This is a genomic window from Streptomyces sp. NPDC020742 (assembly GCF_040641675.1).
In the GTDB taxonomy this organism is placed as follows: Bacteria; Actinomycetota; Actinomycetes; order Streptomycetales; family Streptomycetaceae; genus Streptomyces.
Map to the genome: position 1 here is coordinate 63,968 of NZ_JBFAEA010000008.1, position 15,811 is coordinate 79,778.

Annotated in this window: 12 protein-coding genes; 6 read left to right on the top strand and 6 right to left on the bottom strand. The window is 73.4% G+C overall.

Annotated features, from left to right (window positions below; translation table 11 throughout):
* Window positions 1-198 precede the first annotated feature (198 nt).
* Both AB0G84_RS16575 and AB0G84_RS16580 read left to right on the top strand, forming a co-directional pair.
* Window positions 199-864, top strand: a complete 666-nt coding sequence (locus AB0G84_RS16575) for a response regulator transcription factor (protein ID WP_361320683.1) — start codon at window positions 199-201, stop codon at window positions 862-864.
* Between the two features lie 95 nt (window positions 865-959).
* The gene (locus AB0G84_RS16580; protein WP_361320685.1) at window positions 960-2,117 is read left to right on the top strand and encodes an ATP-binding cassette domain-containing protein; all 1,158 of its coding nucleotides are present in this window, start codon (window positions 960-962) and stop codon (window positions 2,115-2,117) included.
* Between the two features lie 68 nt (window positions 2,118-2,185).
* Here the strand turns inward: AB0G84_RS16580 and AB0G84_RS16585 are convergent, their stop codons facing one another.
* From AB0G84_RS16585 to AB0G84_RS16595, 3 genes are read right to left on the bottom strand one after another with little or no spacing between them, the layout of a single operon-like run.
* A complete protein-coding gene (locus tag AB0G84_RS16585; protein WP_361320687.1) occupies window positions 2,186-3,148 on the bottom strand; it encodes an ABC transporter substrate-binding protein in 963 nt (320 codons plus the stop codon).
* Window positions 3,145-3,819 carry an ABC transporter permease subunit gene (locus tag AB0G84_RS16590; protein WP_361320689.1) on the bottom strand — a complete coding sequence of 225 codons (675 nt, stop codon included), beginning with the start codon at window positions 3,817-3,819 and terminating at the stop codon, window positions 3,145-3,147. The genes AB0G84_RS16585 and AB0G84_RS16590 overlap by 4 nt, the downstream gene beginning before the upstream one ends.
* Window positions 3,816-4,565, bottom strand: a complete 750-nt coding sequence (locus tag AB0G84_RS16595) for an ABC transporter permease (protein WP_361320691.1) — start codon at window positions 4,563-4,565, stop codon at window positions 3,816-3,818. The genes AB0G84_RS16590 and AB0G84_RS16595 overlap by 4 nt, the downstream gene beginning before the upstream one ends.
* A 138-nt stretch (window positions 4,566-4,703) precedes the next feature.
* On the opposite strand from AB0G84_RS16595, the gene AB0G84_RS16600 reads away from it, so the two are divergent.
* Window positions 4,704-5,465, top strand: coding sequence for a polysaccharide deacetylase family protein (locus AB0G84_RS16600; RefSeq protein ID WP_361320693.1), 762 nt, complete (start codon window positions 4,704-4,706; stop codon window positions 5,463-5,465).
* 51 nt (window positions 5,466-5,516) lie between these two features.
* Here AB0G84_RS16600 and AB0G84_RS16605 read toward each other — a convergent pair whose 3' ends face one another.
* Window positions 5,517-6,083, bottom strand: coding sequence for a VanZ family protein (locus AB0G84_RS16605; protein WP_361320695.1), 567 nt, complete (start codon window positions 6,081-6,083; stop codon window positions 5,517-5,519).
* 194 nt (window positions 6,084-6,277) lie between these two features.
* Window positions 6,278-7,579 (bottom strand): alpha/beta hydrolase-fold protein, encoded by a 1,302-nt coding sequence (locus tag AB0G84_RS16610; RefSeq protein ID WP_361320697.1) that lies wholly within the window; start codon window positions 7,577-7,579, stop codon window positions 6,278-6,280.
* A 513-nt stretch (window positions 7,580-8,092) separates the two neighbouring features.
* Here AB0G84_RS16610 and AB0G84_RS16615 point away from each other — a divergent pair.
* The 3 genes from AB0G84_RS16615 (at window position 8,093) to metG (ending at window position 13,793) form a co-directional block, all read left to right on the top strand.
* Window positions 8,093-9,970, top strand: a complete 1,878-nt coding sequence (locus tag AB0G84_RS16615; protein WP_361320699.1) for a VWA domain-containing protein — start codon at window positions 8,093-8,095, stop codon at window positions 9,968-9,970.
* A gap of 418 nt (window positions 9,971-10,388) precedes the next feature.
* Window positions 10,389-11,828, top strand: coding sequence for an MFS transporter (locus AB0G84_RS16620; protein WP_361321057.1), 1,440 nt, complete (start codon window positions 10,389-10,391; stop codon window positions 11,826-11,828).
* Window positions 11,829-12,077: 249 nt separating this feature from the next.
* Entirely contained in the window at window positions 12,078-13,793 is a 1,716-nt protein-coding gene (metG, locus tag AB0G84_RS16625; protein WP_361320701.1) for a methionine--tRNA ligase, read from the top strand.
* Window positions 13,794-13,937: 144 nt separating this feature from the next.
* Here metG and AB0G84_RS16630 read toward each other — a convergent pair whose 3' ends face one another.
* Window positions 13,938-15,689 carry a hypothetical protein gene (locus AB0G84_RS16630; RefSeq protein ID WP_361320703.1) on the bottom strand — a complete coding sequence of 584 codons (1,752 nt, stop codon included), beginning with the start codon at window positions 15,687-15,689 and terminating at the stop codon, window positions 13,938-13,940.
* Between the last annotated feature and the right edge of the window lie 122 nt (window positions 15,690-15,811).

Sequence of the window (15,811 nt, forward strand, 5' to 3'; positions counted from 1 at the left end):
TGGCGTTCCCTTCCACCCTTCCGACCGGTGGCCGGACAGGATCGTAAGCACGCCGGTGCGGCCGGATCCCGCAGGAGGAGAGGCGGTGCGGCGGAAGCAACTCGGACGGCCCCGCCGCGCCGCCCCGGCGGCGGCAGCCACCTCCACCGGCCGTCGTGCATACCGCGAATCCCCCGGCGCCTCGGGTACATATGGCCCATGCACGTTCTGGTGGTGGAGGGCGAGGCGGTCCTCGCAGACAGGATCGGCGCGGGGCTGCGCCGGGAAGCGATCACCGCGGACCTCGCCCATGACGGCCATGAGGCTCTGGACAGGCTGCGGCCCGGCACGTACGACGTGCTCGTCCTGGACCGCGATCTGCCCGGTCTGCACGGAGATGAGGTCTGCCGGCAGGTGGCGCAGGAGCGGCTGCCGACCCGGGTGCTGATGCTCACCGCCGCCGGCACGGTCCACCACCGGGCCGGCGGGTTGGGCATGGGGCTGGGTGCCGACGACTATCTGACCAAGCCGTTCACGGACGAGGAGTTGGTCGCCCGGGTCCTGGCGCTGGGCCGGCGCGCCCGCCGGCCCGCCCGGACGCAGGTCATCGAACGGGCCGGGGTCACGGCCGACACCGCGCAGGGACGGGCGCTGCGGGACGGCCGGCCGCTGGCCCTGTCCCGCCAGGAGTTCGGGGTGCTGGAGGTGCTGCTGCGCGCCGAGGGCGCGGTGGTCGGCGAGGACGAACTGATCGAGGAGGTGTGGGAGGAGCACACCCGCCACCGCGGCAACGCCGTCCGGGTCACGCTGAGCGCACTGCGCGCCAAGCTGGGCGACCCGCCGGTGATCGAGGCCGTGCCGGGCGCCGGGTACCGGCTGGTCTGAGGGGCCAAAGGGGCGCTCCCGCCCGGAACGGTGGCCCGCGCACCCGATTGCCCGCATGACGGGACCGGCGCACAGCGGCGGGATTCAATGGCGCAATGATCCGGTTCGAGTCCGTCACCAAGCGCTACCCCGACGGGACCACCGCCGTGGACGACCTCTCCTTCGAGGTCGACGAGGGGGAGTTGGTGACCCTCGTCGGGCCGTCCGGCTGCGGCAAGACCACCACGATGATGATGGTCAACCGGCTGATCGACCCCACCCACGGGCGGATCTGCGTCGACGGTGCGGACATCGCCGGCGTCGATCCGGTCCGGCTGCGCCGCCGGATCGGCTACGTCATCCAGCAGACCGGCCTCTTCCCGCACCGCACCGTGCTCGACAACACCGCCACCGTGCCGTTCCTGACCGGCTGGAAGAAGGCCAAGGCCCGCGCGCGGGCCGCCGAACTCCTCGAACTGGTCGGTCTGGACCCGTCCGTCCACGGCGCCCGCTACCCCGAGCAGCTCTCCGGCGGCCAGCGGCAGCGCGTCGGAGTGGCCCGGGCGCTCGCCGCGGACCCGCCGGTGCTGCTGATGGACGAGCCGTTCGGCGCGGTCGATCCGGTCGTCCGCGACCGGCTGCAGAAGGAGTTCCTGCGGCTGCAGGCCACCCTGCACAAGACGGTGCTGCTGGTCACCCATGACATCGAGGAGGCGGTCCGGCTCGGCGACCGGATCGCGGTCTACGGGGCCGGCCGGATCGAGCAGTACGACACCCCCGCCAGCGTCCTGGGTGCCCCCGCCACCCCCTACGTCGCCGAGTTCGTGGGCACCGACCGGGCGTTGAAGCAGCTCTCGGTCACCGGCATCGACCGCGGTGACCTGGAACGTCCGCCCTTCGCCCGGCTCGGCGAACCGGCCGCCGGGGCGGCCCGGCGGCTGCGGACCGAGGGCGCCCGCTGGGCGGTGGTGCTCGATGACGACGGGGAACTGCACGGCTGGGTGGGCACGGAGGAGCTGGCGGGGGCCGACGGCACGGTCGCCGGGCACGCCCGCCGGATGGAGGCCTGGGTACCGGTCGGCGGCACCCTCAAGGCCGCCTTCAGCGAGATGCTCAAGCACGACGCCGGCTGGATCGCCGTCCTCGACGACCGGCGCTTCCTCGGCGTCCTCACCCCGACCACGCTCCACGAGGCGCTGCGCCGCACCATCGGCTCGGGCCGGCCGGGGGTGCCGCGGGAGCGGACGGAGGTCGATTCGGTGCCCACGGAGTGAGTGCGGCGGGCAGCCGGCGTGGCAGGAGGGCCGATGGCTGTTTCACGTGAAACACTCCGCCGCCCGCCTCAGCCCTTCGGCAACAGCCCCTTCGCCACGAGGTAGTGGTGGGCCACGTCCGCCGGCAGCCGCCGCCAGCTGTCCACCTGCTCGTTGAGGCGCGCCAGATCGGCGGTGGTGAGCACCGTGTTGAGGCGGTTGAGAGCGGCGGCGGTGCGGGCGCCACCGGCCCGGGCGCGGTTGACGACGGGGAGGACGTAATCGGCGTTCTGCAGCTTCTTGTCGTCGGTGAGCAGCACCAGCCCGAACCGGTCGAGGGTGGCATCGGTGCTGGTGGTCAGCACCATCTGGTCCTGCCCGTTCTGCACCGCCTGCTTGGCGGGGGTGGTGCCGACGCCCTTGGGATCGATGGCGGTGATGTTGATCCCGTACGTCTTCGTCAGCCCCGGGGCGCAGAACGGCCGCTGGACGCACTCATCGCCCGCCGCCAGGCGCACCGGCAGCTTGGCGCGACCCAGGTCGCTGAGCGTCCTGAGGTGGTGGGTGCGGGCGTAGGAGGCGCTCACCGCGAAGGCGTTCTGGTCCACGGCCCGGCCGGGCCGGAGCACGGTCAGCCCCCGGGGCGCGGCGAGCGACCGCAGTGCCGACAGGGTGGCGCCGAGGTCGGGCGAGGCGACCGGGGCCGCCTTGGAGCCCTTGTTCTTGGCGTTGAGCCAGTCCGCGAAGGTGGCGGCGTACTCAGGGACGACATCGATCTGGCCGACCTCCAGCGCCGGTTCGTACAGCTCCCGGTTGCCGACGGTCAGGACGTGGGTCCGGTAGCCGGCATGGCGGAGCAGCTGCGCGTACATCTGGGCCAGCAGCTCGCTCTCGGTGAAGCCGGCCGAACCGATGGCCAGGTCATGGCTGTTGCCGGGCGGGGCGGTGATCGCGGACCGGGTCTCCAGGGAGGGACCGTGGGAGCAGCCGGTGAGGCCCAGGACGGCGAGGGCCGTGGCGGCCACGAGGGCGCCGCCCGCAGCGGCCCTCACCGCGCCCGCCCCCGCACCCACCCCGGCGCATACCGCTCCACCAGCTCGAATCCCGCCTCCATCAGCAGCGCGAACACCGCAACCAGCACCGCTCCGGCCACCACCTGCGGGGTGCTGGCCAGGTTGAACCCCGCGGTGATGATCCTGCCCAACCCGCCGCCGCCCACCAGCGCGGCGAGCGTGGCGGTGGCCACCAGTTGGACGGCGGCGATCCGGACGCCGGTCAGCACCAGCGGGAAGGCGAGCGGCACCTCGACCTGCCACACCAGCTGGCCCCCGGTCATCCCCATACCGCGGGCGGCCCGCACCACGTCCCGGTCCACCTCGCGCATCCCCACATAGGCGTTGGTCAGCAGCGGGGGGATCGCGAACAGCACCAGCGCGATGACCGTCGGCCACTGCCCGTGCCGGCCGAGCGGGGTGAGCAGCAGCAGGACCAGCACCGCGAAGGTCGGCACCGCCCGCCCGACGTTGGCGAGGTTGATCGCCAGCGCACCGCCCCGCCCGAGGTGGCCGAGCGTCACCGCGACCGGCAGCGCGATCAGGGCGCTGATGACCAGGCAGACGAAGGTGAGCACCACATGCTGCTCCAGCCGGTGCCAGACCCCGTTCTCGCCCGACCAGTTGGCGCCGGTGGTCAGCCAGCTCCACACCGCGGAGAGGGTGTTCATGCCCGCCGTCCGGTGGCCGCGGCCGGCTGCCCGTCCCGCGCGGCGGACCGGGCCCGCACCCGGCCCCGGCGGCCCGCCCGCCGCCAGGGCGTCAGCAGCCGCTCCGCACCGAGCAGCAGCAGGTCGAAGACGACCGCCAGCAGCACGCACAGCACCGACGCGGTGAGCACCTGGGCCTTGAAGAACGAGTTCATCCCGGCGTAGATGAGGTTGCCCAGCCCGCCGTACCCGACGATCGCGCCGACGGTGGTGAGCGCGACCGCGGAGACCGTGGCGATCCGCAGCCCGGCCATCGCCGCCGGCACCGCCAGCGGCAGTTCGACGGTCAGCAGCTGGCGCACCGGCCCGTACCCCATGCCGCGCGCGGCCTCCTTGGCCTCGACGGGGACGCCGTTCAGCCCGGCCAGGAGGTTCCGGACGAGCAGGGTGAGGGAGTAGAGCGCCAGGCCGACCACGACGAGGGTGGCGGAGAGCCCGTAGACCGGCAGCAGCAGCGAGAACATCGCCAGCGACGGGATCGTGTAGAGCACCGTGGTGATGCCGAGCACCGGCCCGGCCGTCCAGCCCCGCAACCGGGCCAGCAGCGCCAGCGGCACCGCGATCAGCAGCCCCAGCGCCACCGAGGCGAGCGTCAGCGTCAGGTGCTGGAGGACCGCGTCGAGCAGGATCTGCCGGCGGGTGCTCAGGTACTCGCCGCAGATCCAGTCGTTGTGGGCCAGGCAGTCGTCCGGGGGCGGTGCGGTCACGGTACGAGTGCACCCCGGCGGACGCGGGGTGTCGCGGCGGACGCGTCCGATCGTGCACCCCACGGCCGGTGTCCGCACCGGCGGCGCTCCCGGCGGCCGCATCCGCCCCTGGCCGGGCTGCTGGCGGCCGCCTCCCTGGTGACCCTCGGCGGCTGCGCCAGCTCCGACGTCACCGCCCCGGCCGACGCCCGCGCCAACGCCTCGACGGCCGAGGTGCGGGCCAAGGACGCCCGGCTCGCCGCGACCGGCGGGGGCCGGTCCGCCCCGCACGGCACGGCCGCCGACGAGGTCGACTGCCGCAAGGCCAAGTGCGTCGCGCTCACCTTCGACGCCGGCCCCAGCGAACACACCAACCGCCTGCTGGACATCCTCAAACGGGAGAAGGTGCACGCCACCTTCTTCCTGCTCGGCAAGAACCACGTGGAGCGGCGCCCCGCCGAGGTGAAGCGGATCGCCGCCGAGGGCCATGAGCTGGCCAACCACACCTGGTCGCACCAGATCCTGACCGAGATCGAGCCGGCCGCGGCCGAGCGGGAACTGTCCCGCGTCCAGGAAGCGGTCCACCGGATCACCGGCACGACGCCCACGCTGATGCGCCCGCCGCAGGGCCGGACCGACGAGAAGGTCTCCGACATCAGCAAGAAGCTCGGCCTGGCCCAGGTCCTGTGGAGCGTCACCGCCAAGGACTACCAGACCAACGACTCGGCCCTGATCACCAAGCGGGTGCTCGAACAGACCGAACGCGACGGCATCATCCTGCTGCACGACATCTACCCGGGCACGGTCCCGGCCGTCCCCGGCATCCTCAAGGAACTGAAGAAGCGCGGCTACACGGTCGTCACGGTCTCCCAGCTGCTGTCCCCGGCGAAGCCGCAGCCGGGCATGGTGTACCGGCCGTAGGCCCTGTCGCCTGGCGGTCGCCGCGGCTCTACGGCCGGCCCCGGCGCGCCGTCAGCCGCCCTGCGCCCCGGAGGCCTTGGCCCCGGCCGCCCGCCGGGCGCCGGACAGCCGGTGCCACCAGTGCCGGCGCCGCGGGTGGACGGCCCGGCCCAGCCGACGCCCCAGCAGCAGATAGCCGAGCAGCGCACCGGCGCAGTTGAGGATCACATCGTCGATGTCGAACGCCCGGCCGGTGATCAGCGCCCCCTGCACCAGCTCCACCAGCAGCATCACCAGCGCCGTCGCCACCCCCACCCGCACCAGCCCGCGGGCGCGCGGCTCCAGCACCGGCAACAGCACGCCGAACGGCAGGCCCAGCAGCACATTGCCGCCGAGCTGCTTGAGCGCGTCGGCCGCCGGCGCCCCACCGAGGTAGTCCCGGATCGACGCACCCGGGTGGAGGTTGGGGTGGGTCAGCGGCACCGAGGCCGCCGACGGGGTCAGCGTGATCCGCGCCAGCACCGCCGCGAACGCCACCATCGCGGCGAACGCCAGCACCAGCAGCAGGATCCGTACGGCCAGCGGGGCGCGCGCCGCCGCCGGCGCCCACTCCTCGTCAGCCGGTTGTGCAGGCACCATGAGAGCTCTCCCCGGGTCGACGGGCCCGGGCGGTGTGCCCGAGGACACGTCGGTTACCCGCGGCCGCCCGGTTCATGTACCGCCCGGACCGTGCCACCGCCGCACGCCCGTCCCCACACCCCACCCACCGCCGCCCGGGCATACGACAGGGGCGCCGGGAGAACCCGGCGCCCCTGCGCGTACCGCTGTGCGGATCAGCCCCGCGGGCGTTCCGCCTCCACCCGCTGACGGCCGTCGGGCGCCGCCGGCGCCTTGGACGGCCCGGTCGACGTGCCCGGCTTGCTGCCCGGCTTGCTGCCCGGCTTGGTACCGGGCTTCGGCGGCAGGTTCTCGGTGTCCTGGGGGAACGTCAGCTGCTGGCTCTGCCACTCCAGGGCCGGCACCACCTCGCGCCGCCAGGTGGTGAACTGGTGGCTGCCCTGGGGCAGGATGATCGAGTCGACCCGCATCGGCGACTTCGCCGCGTGGATGAACTTCATGGTCTCGCCGTAATCCGCCTCGCCCTTACGGCTACTGGCCACCAGCGCGGAGATCTGCGGCGCGGGCAGGTGCTTCAGCCGCCACAGCAGATCGTGCTCGCGCTCGCGCTGGGCGCCCGTCGGACCGGGGCCGAAGAGGCTGCCGGTGGTGAGGTCGTCCTTGATCGCGTAGTCACCGGAGAGCGAGACCGCCGAGGTGTACGCGTTCGGGTGGCGCATCGCCAGCTGGAGCGAGCAGGTACCGCCGGAGGAGTACCCGAACGCGCCCCAGGCGCTGGGGTCGTGGCCCACCCGGTAGGCCGACTTCATGGCGTCCGGCAGGTCCTTGGTGAAGAACGTCTCGGCCTGCGGCCCGCCCGGCACGTCCACGCACTCGGTGTCCCGCGGCGGCGCGATCGTCGGACGCACCATCACGATGACGGTCGGCTGCATCTTGTTCTGCGCAATCAGCCGGCCCGCGTTCTGCGGCACCTGAAGGTGCTGCGCCAGGTTCATGATGCCACCCGGGTAGCCGCTGATGACGACCATGACGGGGAACCGCTGCCGGCGGAACTGCTGCTGGAAGTACTGCGGCGGCAGATAGACGAAGCCCGGGTTGATGGCCCGGGTACGGCGCCCGATGATCCGTACCGACTCGACCTTGCCCACCTTGTCGGCGGGCCCCTTGGGCAGGCCGGTCACCCGGTCCAGGCCCTGCGGCCCGGCCGGCTGGATCAGACCGCTCTTGAGGTTGCCGACCGACGCGTACTGTCCGCCGCCCTGGCTCACGGACGCCGGCGCCTCTTCGTTGTTGCCCAGCAGCTCGTCCCAGTTGCCGTAGAACTCGAAGTTCGCATTCACGGCGAGGGCGAGCGCGCACACGATCGACACCTGGGTGACCACGATCGCGCCCAGCCTGCCCAGCACGGGTCCGACCCCGCGCTTCGACAGCCGGGGCCAGAGCCACACCGTGGCGGCCACGCAGACCACCGCCAGCACGACCACCGTGTATTCGAGCGACTGACTGGTCAGCCCCATGCGCCCACATCTCCCGTCACCCTCGGAAGGGTTCTTGCCTTACTTACCGGCCGCCAAAGGCACAACGGGCGGCTCAGGACAATGGTCACCGGAGAAGACGGGCACACCTGCGCATCGGATACCTGAGCGACTCAGTTCTTACCCACCTCTTGCCACTTCGTTTCCGGGACGTGATGTGCGGGGACCGGGAAGGGGTCGGGGAGGCCGGGGAGAGTCCATGAACATGTGGTGAATCCGCCGTCGCCACAAGCCCGTTGAGCTGCGCCCCACGCGCCCCGTTACGCGCCGCGGCGCACGCCCGTACGCAGCAGCGATGCGATCCGGCCGGAACACCGCGCGGTTGGCCGAAACCACATCCTCCGGCAGACCCCCCGGATAGCCCAGCACACGAGGCGCGGGGTCCCACGGTGAGGCCCTTCCCGGCCGCTACGCTTACGTATCCGTCCTGGTCAGGGACATGTCCGCGCTTCACGGACAAAGGCCGCACCCACCACACGCAAGAGAGGTTCGCCGATGGGCATTCGGAGTCTGCTGCGCAACGCTTTCGGTCGCTCGAAGGCGACCCGTGAAGAATCCGGCGCGGCCTCGAGCGGCGCCGGCACGCCGGAGTCCGCGACCATCCCGGAGGCCCGCGAGGAGGCGGCCCCGGCCCCCGCTGCGGAAGCGGAGGTGCCCGCCGCCCGCACGGCCCCGCCCGAGGACCGCCCCGCGGCCCCGGCACCCGCCCCGACCACCGCCACGCTGCCGGCCCAGGGCAGCCGGGCGGACCGGACGGAGCCGCCGGTACGGGAGACCGTGGAGGCGCCGGCGGAGGCGCCGGTGGAGTTCCCTGCGGCCGAGGACAAGGCGGAGGCCACCGCGACGGCCGAGGCTGTCGGGGACACGGCCGGTGACGAGGCCGCGGCCGAGGCCGACGACGTCCAGGGCAAGGCCGTGGCGAAGGCGGCGGGCGAGACCGAGGATGCAGCCGAGGTGGTGGACGAGCCGTCCACGGCCGCCGCCGACCTCGTCAGCCAGGCCTTCGACAACCCGGCCGCGGCACGGGCGGCCACGACCGCCGAGGCCGAGGCCCCCGCCGTGCCCGAGGCCCCCGCCGTGCCCGAGGCCCCCGCCGTGCCCGAGGCGCCCGCCGTGTCGGAGGCGCCGGAGGCGGAGGCCGAGCCGGAGGCCGAGCCGGAGGGAGAGACCAAGGTCAAGCCGGAGGCCGAGGCCAAGCCTGCGCCCGCGCCGGAGGCGGAAGCAGAGGCCAAGCCCGAGCCCGCGCCGGAGACCACGCCCGCGCCGGAGCCGGAGGCGGAACCCCGGCCGCAGGCCGCCGCCGAGCCCGAGGCCGCCACCGAGCCGGAGCCCCGCCCCGAAGCCACCCCGGAGCCGGACGCCACAGCCGCCCCGGAGCCGGACGCCGAGGCTGCCCCGGCCGCTGAGGCCACCGAGGTCAGCGCGGCCGCTGAGCCGAGCGCGGCCACGGAGGTGCCCGAAGCACCCGCCGTATCTGAAGCCCCCGAGGCACCCGCCGTATCTGAAGCCCCCGAGGCACCCGCCGTACCCGAAGCCACCGAGGCCACCGAGGCCACCGAGGCAGCGGAAGCAGCCGAGGCACCGGAGACGGCCGAGACGCCTGAGGCCCCCGAGGCCCCCGAGGTCGCCGAGGCACCCGCGCCCGTCGCCGGCGCCGCCCCCGACTCCTCGCTCGCCGCCACCGCCCCCGCACTCGTCAGCCTCTACAAGTCCGCCGGAGCCACCCTGGACAAGCAGGGGCTCGCCACCCAGCGCGCCGCCGTCTACCTGGTCCTCGACCGGTCCGGCTCGATGCGGAACTACTACAAGGACGGCACGGTCCAGAACCTCGCCGAGCAGGCGCTGGCCCTCGCCGCCCACTTCGACGACGACGCGACCGTCCCCGTCGTCTTCTTCTCCACCGACGTCGACGGCACCGCCGACGTCGACCTCAGCAACTACGAGGGCCGCATCGAGGAGCTGCACTCCGGCCTCGGCCACATGGGCCGCACCAACTACCACTGGGCCATCAACGCCGTGGTCGAGCACTACAAGAGCTCGGGAAGCACCGCCCCCGCGTTCGTCATCTTCCAGACCGACGGCGCCCCGACCTCCAAGCCGGCCGCCGAGCGGGCTCTGTGCGAGGCGGCCGAGCTGCCCCTCTTCTGGCAGTTCATCGGCTTCGGCGACCCGGACGCCAAGGGCTTCGACTTCCTCCGCAAGCTCGACGACCTGACCGTTCCCGAGAAGCGCGTGGTCGACAACGCGGGCTTCTTCCACGCCGGCCGGGACCCGCGCAGCCTCTCGAACGACGAGCTCTACCAGCAGCTGATGGTCGAGTTCCCCGAGTGGCTCACCGAGGCCCGCACCGCCGGGATCGTCAAGAACGGCTGACGCCCGCCCGTTCCCCAGGCACCCCACCGGCCGCGGCCGGGCCCACCGGCCCGCCGCGGCCGGCGCCCTTGCCGCCGCCACCTCCGCCGCCCCCTACCCGCCGCCCCTACCCGCAGCCCGCTGCCCGCCGTCCATGGCCGCCGCACCACAGCAGGCGCGCCCCCGTCTCCCTGCCTAGGCTGATTGGGTGAAGCGCCCCGCATGATCCCGTTCGCCCGGCTTCGGGTGCCGGGTGGACCGGGGTGGCCGTACCGGCGGGACAGGCAGGGTCGTCATGGATGACGTGGGCCGAGGGGGAGACGGGGGCGGGGAGCCGCCTCCTGCCGTACAGCGGCCGCCCACCCCGAGCTGGGCGGTGCCCGATACGCCCGACCCCCGGCGCTGGTGGGCGCTGGGGGTGATCGCCCTGGCCCAGCTGATGGTGGTGCTGGACGCCTCGATCGTGAACATCGCCCTGCCGTCGGCCCAGCGGGACCTGGGGATATCGGACGCGAACCGGCAGTGGGTGATCACCGCGTACACGCTCGCGTTCGGCGGGCTGTTGCTGCTGGGCGGGCGGATCGCCGACTTGGTGGGGCGCAAGCGGACGTTCATGATCGGGCTGGTGGGGTTCGCCGTGGCGTCCGGGCTGGGCGGGGCGGCCGGCGGCTCCGGCCTGCTGTTCGGGGCGCGGGCCCTGCAGGGGGCGTTCGCGGCGCTGCTGGCGCCGAGCGCGCTGTCCCTGCTGACGACCACGTTCACGCGGGGCAAGGAGCGCAGCAAGGCCTTCGGGATCTACGGGGCAATCGCGGGCGGCGGCGCGGCCATCGGGCTGATCGCGGGCGGGCTGCTGACCGAGTACCTGACCTGGCGCTGGTGCCTGTATGTGAATGTGCCGGTCGCGGCGGTGGCCCTGGTGGGCGCGGCGGTGTTCCTGCGGGCCGCGGCCGACCGGGGGCGGGTGACGCTGGACGCGCCCAGTGCGGTGCTGGGGTGCGGCGGGCTGGTGGCGATCGTCTACGGGTGCAGCGAGGCGGAGCCGCGGGGCTGGGGCGACGGCCTGGTCGTGGGGATGCTGGTGGGCGGCGTGTTGCTGCTGGCGACCTTCGCGTGGTGGCAGACCCGGGCGCGGCACCCGCTGCTACCGCTGCACATCGTGCGGGACCGGAACCGCGGCGGCGCGATCATGACCATGGCACTGGCGGTGATCGGCATGTTCGGGATGTTCCTGTTCATGACCTACTACCTGCAGACGGTGCTGGGGTACTCGCCGGTCCGGACCGGACTGGCCTTCCTGCCGATGGTCGCGGCGATCGTGGTGGGGTCGACGCAGATATCGGCGCGGCTGCTGCACCGGGTTCCGCCGCGGCGCCTGATGGTGCCCGGGGCGCTGCTCGCGTCGGCGGGGCTGTTCACACTGACGTTCCTGACCGCCCGGCCCGCGTATGTGTCCCATGTGCTGCCGGCCGAGCTGCTGGTCGGGCTGGGGATGGGGCTGACGTTCATGCCGGTGATGGCCACCGCCACGAGCGGGGTCGCCCCGCACGACGCGGGCGTCACCTCCGCGACGGTCAACACCGCACAGCAGGTGGGAGGGTCGATCGGCACCGCGCTGCTGAACACCATCGCCGCCTCGACGAGTGCGGCGTACATCGCCGGCCGCCTGGCCGAGGCGGCGCGGCGAGCCGGCGGCCAGGGGCTGACGCCGGCGGTGCGGGAGGGGGTGGTGAAGGCCGGGGTGGTGCACGGCTTCACCGTGGCCATCGGCGTGGGGTCGGCGATCATGCTGGTCGCCGCGCTGATCGCCGGGGTGCTGGTGAACGCGCGGCCCCCGCAGCAGGCACCGGGGGCGGGCGGGAGCGGGCCCGCCGGGCGGTGACGCCGGCGCGGCTCGCCGCGAGAAGCCGGCCGTACGGTGCCGCCGGCGCAGCCGGTGCGATGGCGGCCGCAGGGTGCCGGCGATGCTGGTACGGCCCGCCGCGACACCGGCCGTACGGTGCGATCCGGCCGTGCGGGGCCGCGGTGGCCGCGGAAAAGCCCGCGCGGGAGCCCCCACCCCGTCCAGTACGATATTGACGTTCCGTAAAGCAAATCCTCACTCACCGTAGCGACTTGGGAGCAGCCGGCAATGGCTCGACACCTCATCACCAGCGCCCTTCCGTACATCAACGGGATCAAGCACCTGGGCAACATGGTGGGGTCCATGCTCCCGGCCGATGTGTACTCCCGGTACCTGCGCCAGCGCGGGCACGACGTGCTCTACATCTGTGCGACCGATGAGCACGGGACGCCCGCCGAGCTGGCGGCGAAGGACGCGGGCCAGTCGGTCGACGCGTTCTGCGCCGAGCAGCACGACAAGCAGAAGGCGATCTACGACGGCTTCGGCCTCGACTTCGACCACTTCGGGCGCAGCTCCTCGACGGAGAACGTCGAGCTCACCCAGCACTTCGCCCGCAAGCTGCACGAGAACGGCTTCATCGAGGAGCGGGCAATCCGCCAGGTCTTCTCGATCGCCGACGACCGCTTCCTGCCCGACCGCTACATCGTCGGCACCTGCCCGCACTGCGGCTACGACAAGGCACGCGGCGACCAGTGCGAGAACTGCACCCGGGTGCTGGACCCGACCGACCTGATCGACGCCCGGTCGGCGATCAGCGGCAGCGGCGAGCTGGAGGTGCGGGAGACCAAGCACCTCTTCCTGCTCCAGTCGAAGCTCCAGCACGAGGTCGAGGGCTGGCTGGAGGGCAACGGCAGCAAGGAGTGGCCGACCCTGGCGTCCTCCATCGCGCACAAGTGGCTGACCGAGGGCCTCCAGGACCGGGCGATCACCCGCGACCTGGACTGGGGCGTCCCGGTGCCGGCCGACGTCTGGCCGGAGCTGGCCGCCGAGGGCAAGGTCTTCTACGTCTGGTTCGACGCGCCGATCGAGTACATCGGCTCGACGAAGGAGTGGGCGGACGTCGACCCGGAGCGGCGCGACTGGAAGGCCTGGTGGTACGAGGCCGAGGACGTCCGCTACACGGAGTTCATGGCCAAGGACAATGTGCCGTTCCACTCCGTGATGTTCCCGGCGACCCAGCTCGGGACCCGTGAGCCCTGGAAGAAGGTCGACTTCCTCAAGGCCTTCAACTGGCTGAACTACTACGGCGGGAAGTTCTCCACGTCGCAGAAGCGCGGCATCTTCACCGACGCGGCGCTGGAGCTGCTGCCGGCCGATTACTGGCGCTACTTCCTGATGGCCAACGCCCCGGAGTCGGACGACACCTCCTTCACCTGGGAGCTGTTCGCCTCGTCGGTCAACAAGGACCTGGCGGACACCCTGGGCAACTTCGTCAACCGCGTGCTGTCGTTCTCGCGCAAGCGGTTCGGCGACGAGGTGCCCGCGGGCGCCCAGGCGGGCGCGGCCGAGCAGAAGCTGGGCGAGGAGATCGCCGGGCTGCTGGCGGAGTACGAGGGCCACATGGAGGCGCTGCAGTTCCGCAAGGCGGCGGCCTCGCTGCGCGCCCTGTGGAGCGCCGGCAACTCCTACCTGGAGGAGAAGGCCCCCTGGCTGGAGATCAAGACCGACAAGGACGCGGCGGCGCTGACGCTGCGCACGGCGATGAACCTCATCCACCTCTACGCGGTGGTCTCCGAGCCCTTCATCCCGGCGTCGGCGAAGGCCATGCGGAGCGCGTTCGTGCTGGCGGACGACACCGCGGTGTGGGTCTCCCAGGACGAGGCGAAGGCGCTGGCTTCGGTGCCGGCCGGTACCCCGTTCACAGTGCCCCCGGTGCTCTTCGCGAAGATCACCGAGGAGGACCTGGAGTCCTACCGCGAGCGCTTCGGCGGTGCGGAGGCCTGAGCCTCGGAGGCCTGAGCCCCACGCTCCTGGTGCGCGCCCGTCCGGTCCTCGGGGACCGGGCGGGCGCGTCCCTTGGGTGACCCAGCGGGCGCCTCAGGGCCACGCGCGCTTCAGTGCCACGCGCGCCTCAGGGCCGCGCGCACCTCAGGGCCGCGCCGCCGGTGACAGATAGGCGGTCAGCCGCTTCAGGCCGGGCGTCGGCGGGAGCGGCACCCGCCGCCAGGCACGCGCGTAGTGCGGCGGCCGGTGGCCGGCGGCGATGAGGACCGCGGCGGGGTGGCGGGCGCCCAGCCGGGCCAGCCCGGCCGGGGTGATGCTGGCGTCGTGCCCGCCGGGCTGCCGGGAGGCACAGCCGATCCCGTACGCCACCCGCACCGCCTCCTCCCCACTCACCACGCACGGCGGCCGTACGCCGGCGGTGCGCAGCGTCCCGGCGATCCGGGCGGTGTCATGCTGCGCACGGACGGTGGCCCGCTGCATGGAGCGCAGGATCGCCAGCTGCACCGCTTCGTGCCCCAGCAGCACCACGACCAGGACGGCGACCGCCCAGGCGTGCCGGCGGCGGGGCAGCAGGGTCAGCCAATACAGGAACCAGGCGGCGGGCATCAGCAGCAGGGCGTAGGCGGGCAGCAGGAAGCGCGGCGCGGCGTAGTCCACCATCAGCAGGTACGGGACGGCGAGGCAGAGGCCGACCAGGGCCGGGAGGGCGATCGGGCCCGGTCCGTAGCGGTGCCGGGCGCCGCCGGGGTCACGCAGGCCCTGCGTCGGCCAGGCCGGCCCGTACCGGTGCATCGCGCCGTCGAGCCCGAGGCCGACCGCGCGCACCGGATTCAGGCCGAGGGTGCCCAGGCGGACCGGCTCCAGGCCGAGCTTGCCGGGGCCCGCGCCCGGCACCCGGCCGCGGGGGGTGGGCCAGACCGGCCCGTAGCGGTGCAGCGTGCCCCCGGGCTCGCTGGCGCGGGCCGCCGCCCACACCGCCCCGGCGACCGCCAGCGGCAGCAGCAGCCACCACACCACCGTCACCGGGTGCTCCCAGGCCAGCTCGCAGGGACGGCACAGGGTCTTTCCCTGGAGCGCCCGGGCGTGGTCGCCGAAGGACGGGTGCCAGCCCAGCCCGCCCTGGATCTCCGCCGCCTGCCGCAGCCGGGCCGGCAGCCCGCCGTACGACAGCCAGGCCTCCACCGCCCACTCGGCGCACCCGAGGAGCAGCCCGGCCGGGAGCGCCAGCAGCACCGTGGCGCGCCGCCAGGCCGGCACGCACAGCGCCGCGACGCACAGTGGCAGGGCCAGCCAGACCGCGTCGATGGGACGCATCAGCGCGGCCACCGCGACCGCCGCGGCGAGGCCGAGCGCCGCGCCCCGGCCGGCTCCGGGAGCCAGTTGGGCCGGCGGCTGACGGACCGCCAGCAGGAAGCAGCCGGTGGCGATCAGCGCGGCATAGCCGGTCCACAGGTTGGGCATCGCCTGAGGGCCGTAGAAGAGGGTGACCCAGAGACCGGCGAACAGCGCACCGCCCAGGGCTGGTACGGGGGCGGGCAGCAGGCGTCGCCACAGGCACAGGGCGAGCAGGAATCCGGCGCCGGAAAGCACCGCGAGGTAACAGTGCAGGGCGAGGGGAGAGGTGGTCAGGACGGCGAGCGGGGCGAGCAGGAGGCTGACGCCTCGGGCGCGCGGGGCGCTGAAGAAGGCCGCCGGGGCGTGCGGGTCGACCTGGCTCACATAGACCGTCTCGTCCCAGCCCAGGCCGGGGGTGAGCACGGCGAGGTAGAGCTGGGCGGCGGTGAAGACCCCGGCCAGGGCGACGAGCCATCGCAGATCGCGGACCGGGGCGAGGTGTGCCGTAGGGGTCCGCGCGCCCAGGTCGGCGGTACCGGGGAGGAGGCTGGCTTGCTGCATGGGCACCACAGTGCGTGCGGCGCCCGGAACCGGCCACACCAGTGGTGCGGTTGGAGCACGCGGCCGTTCACGCCAAAGGGCGGTGTTTCACGTGAAACACCGCCCCTGGACCGGTCCGTGGC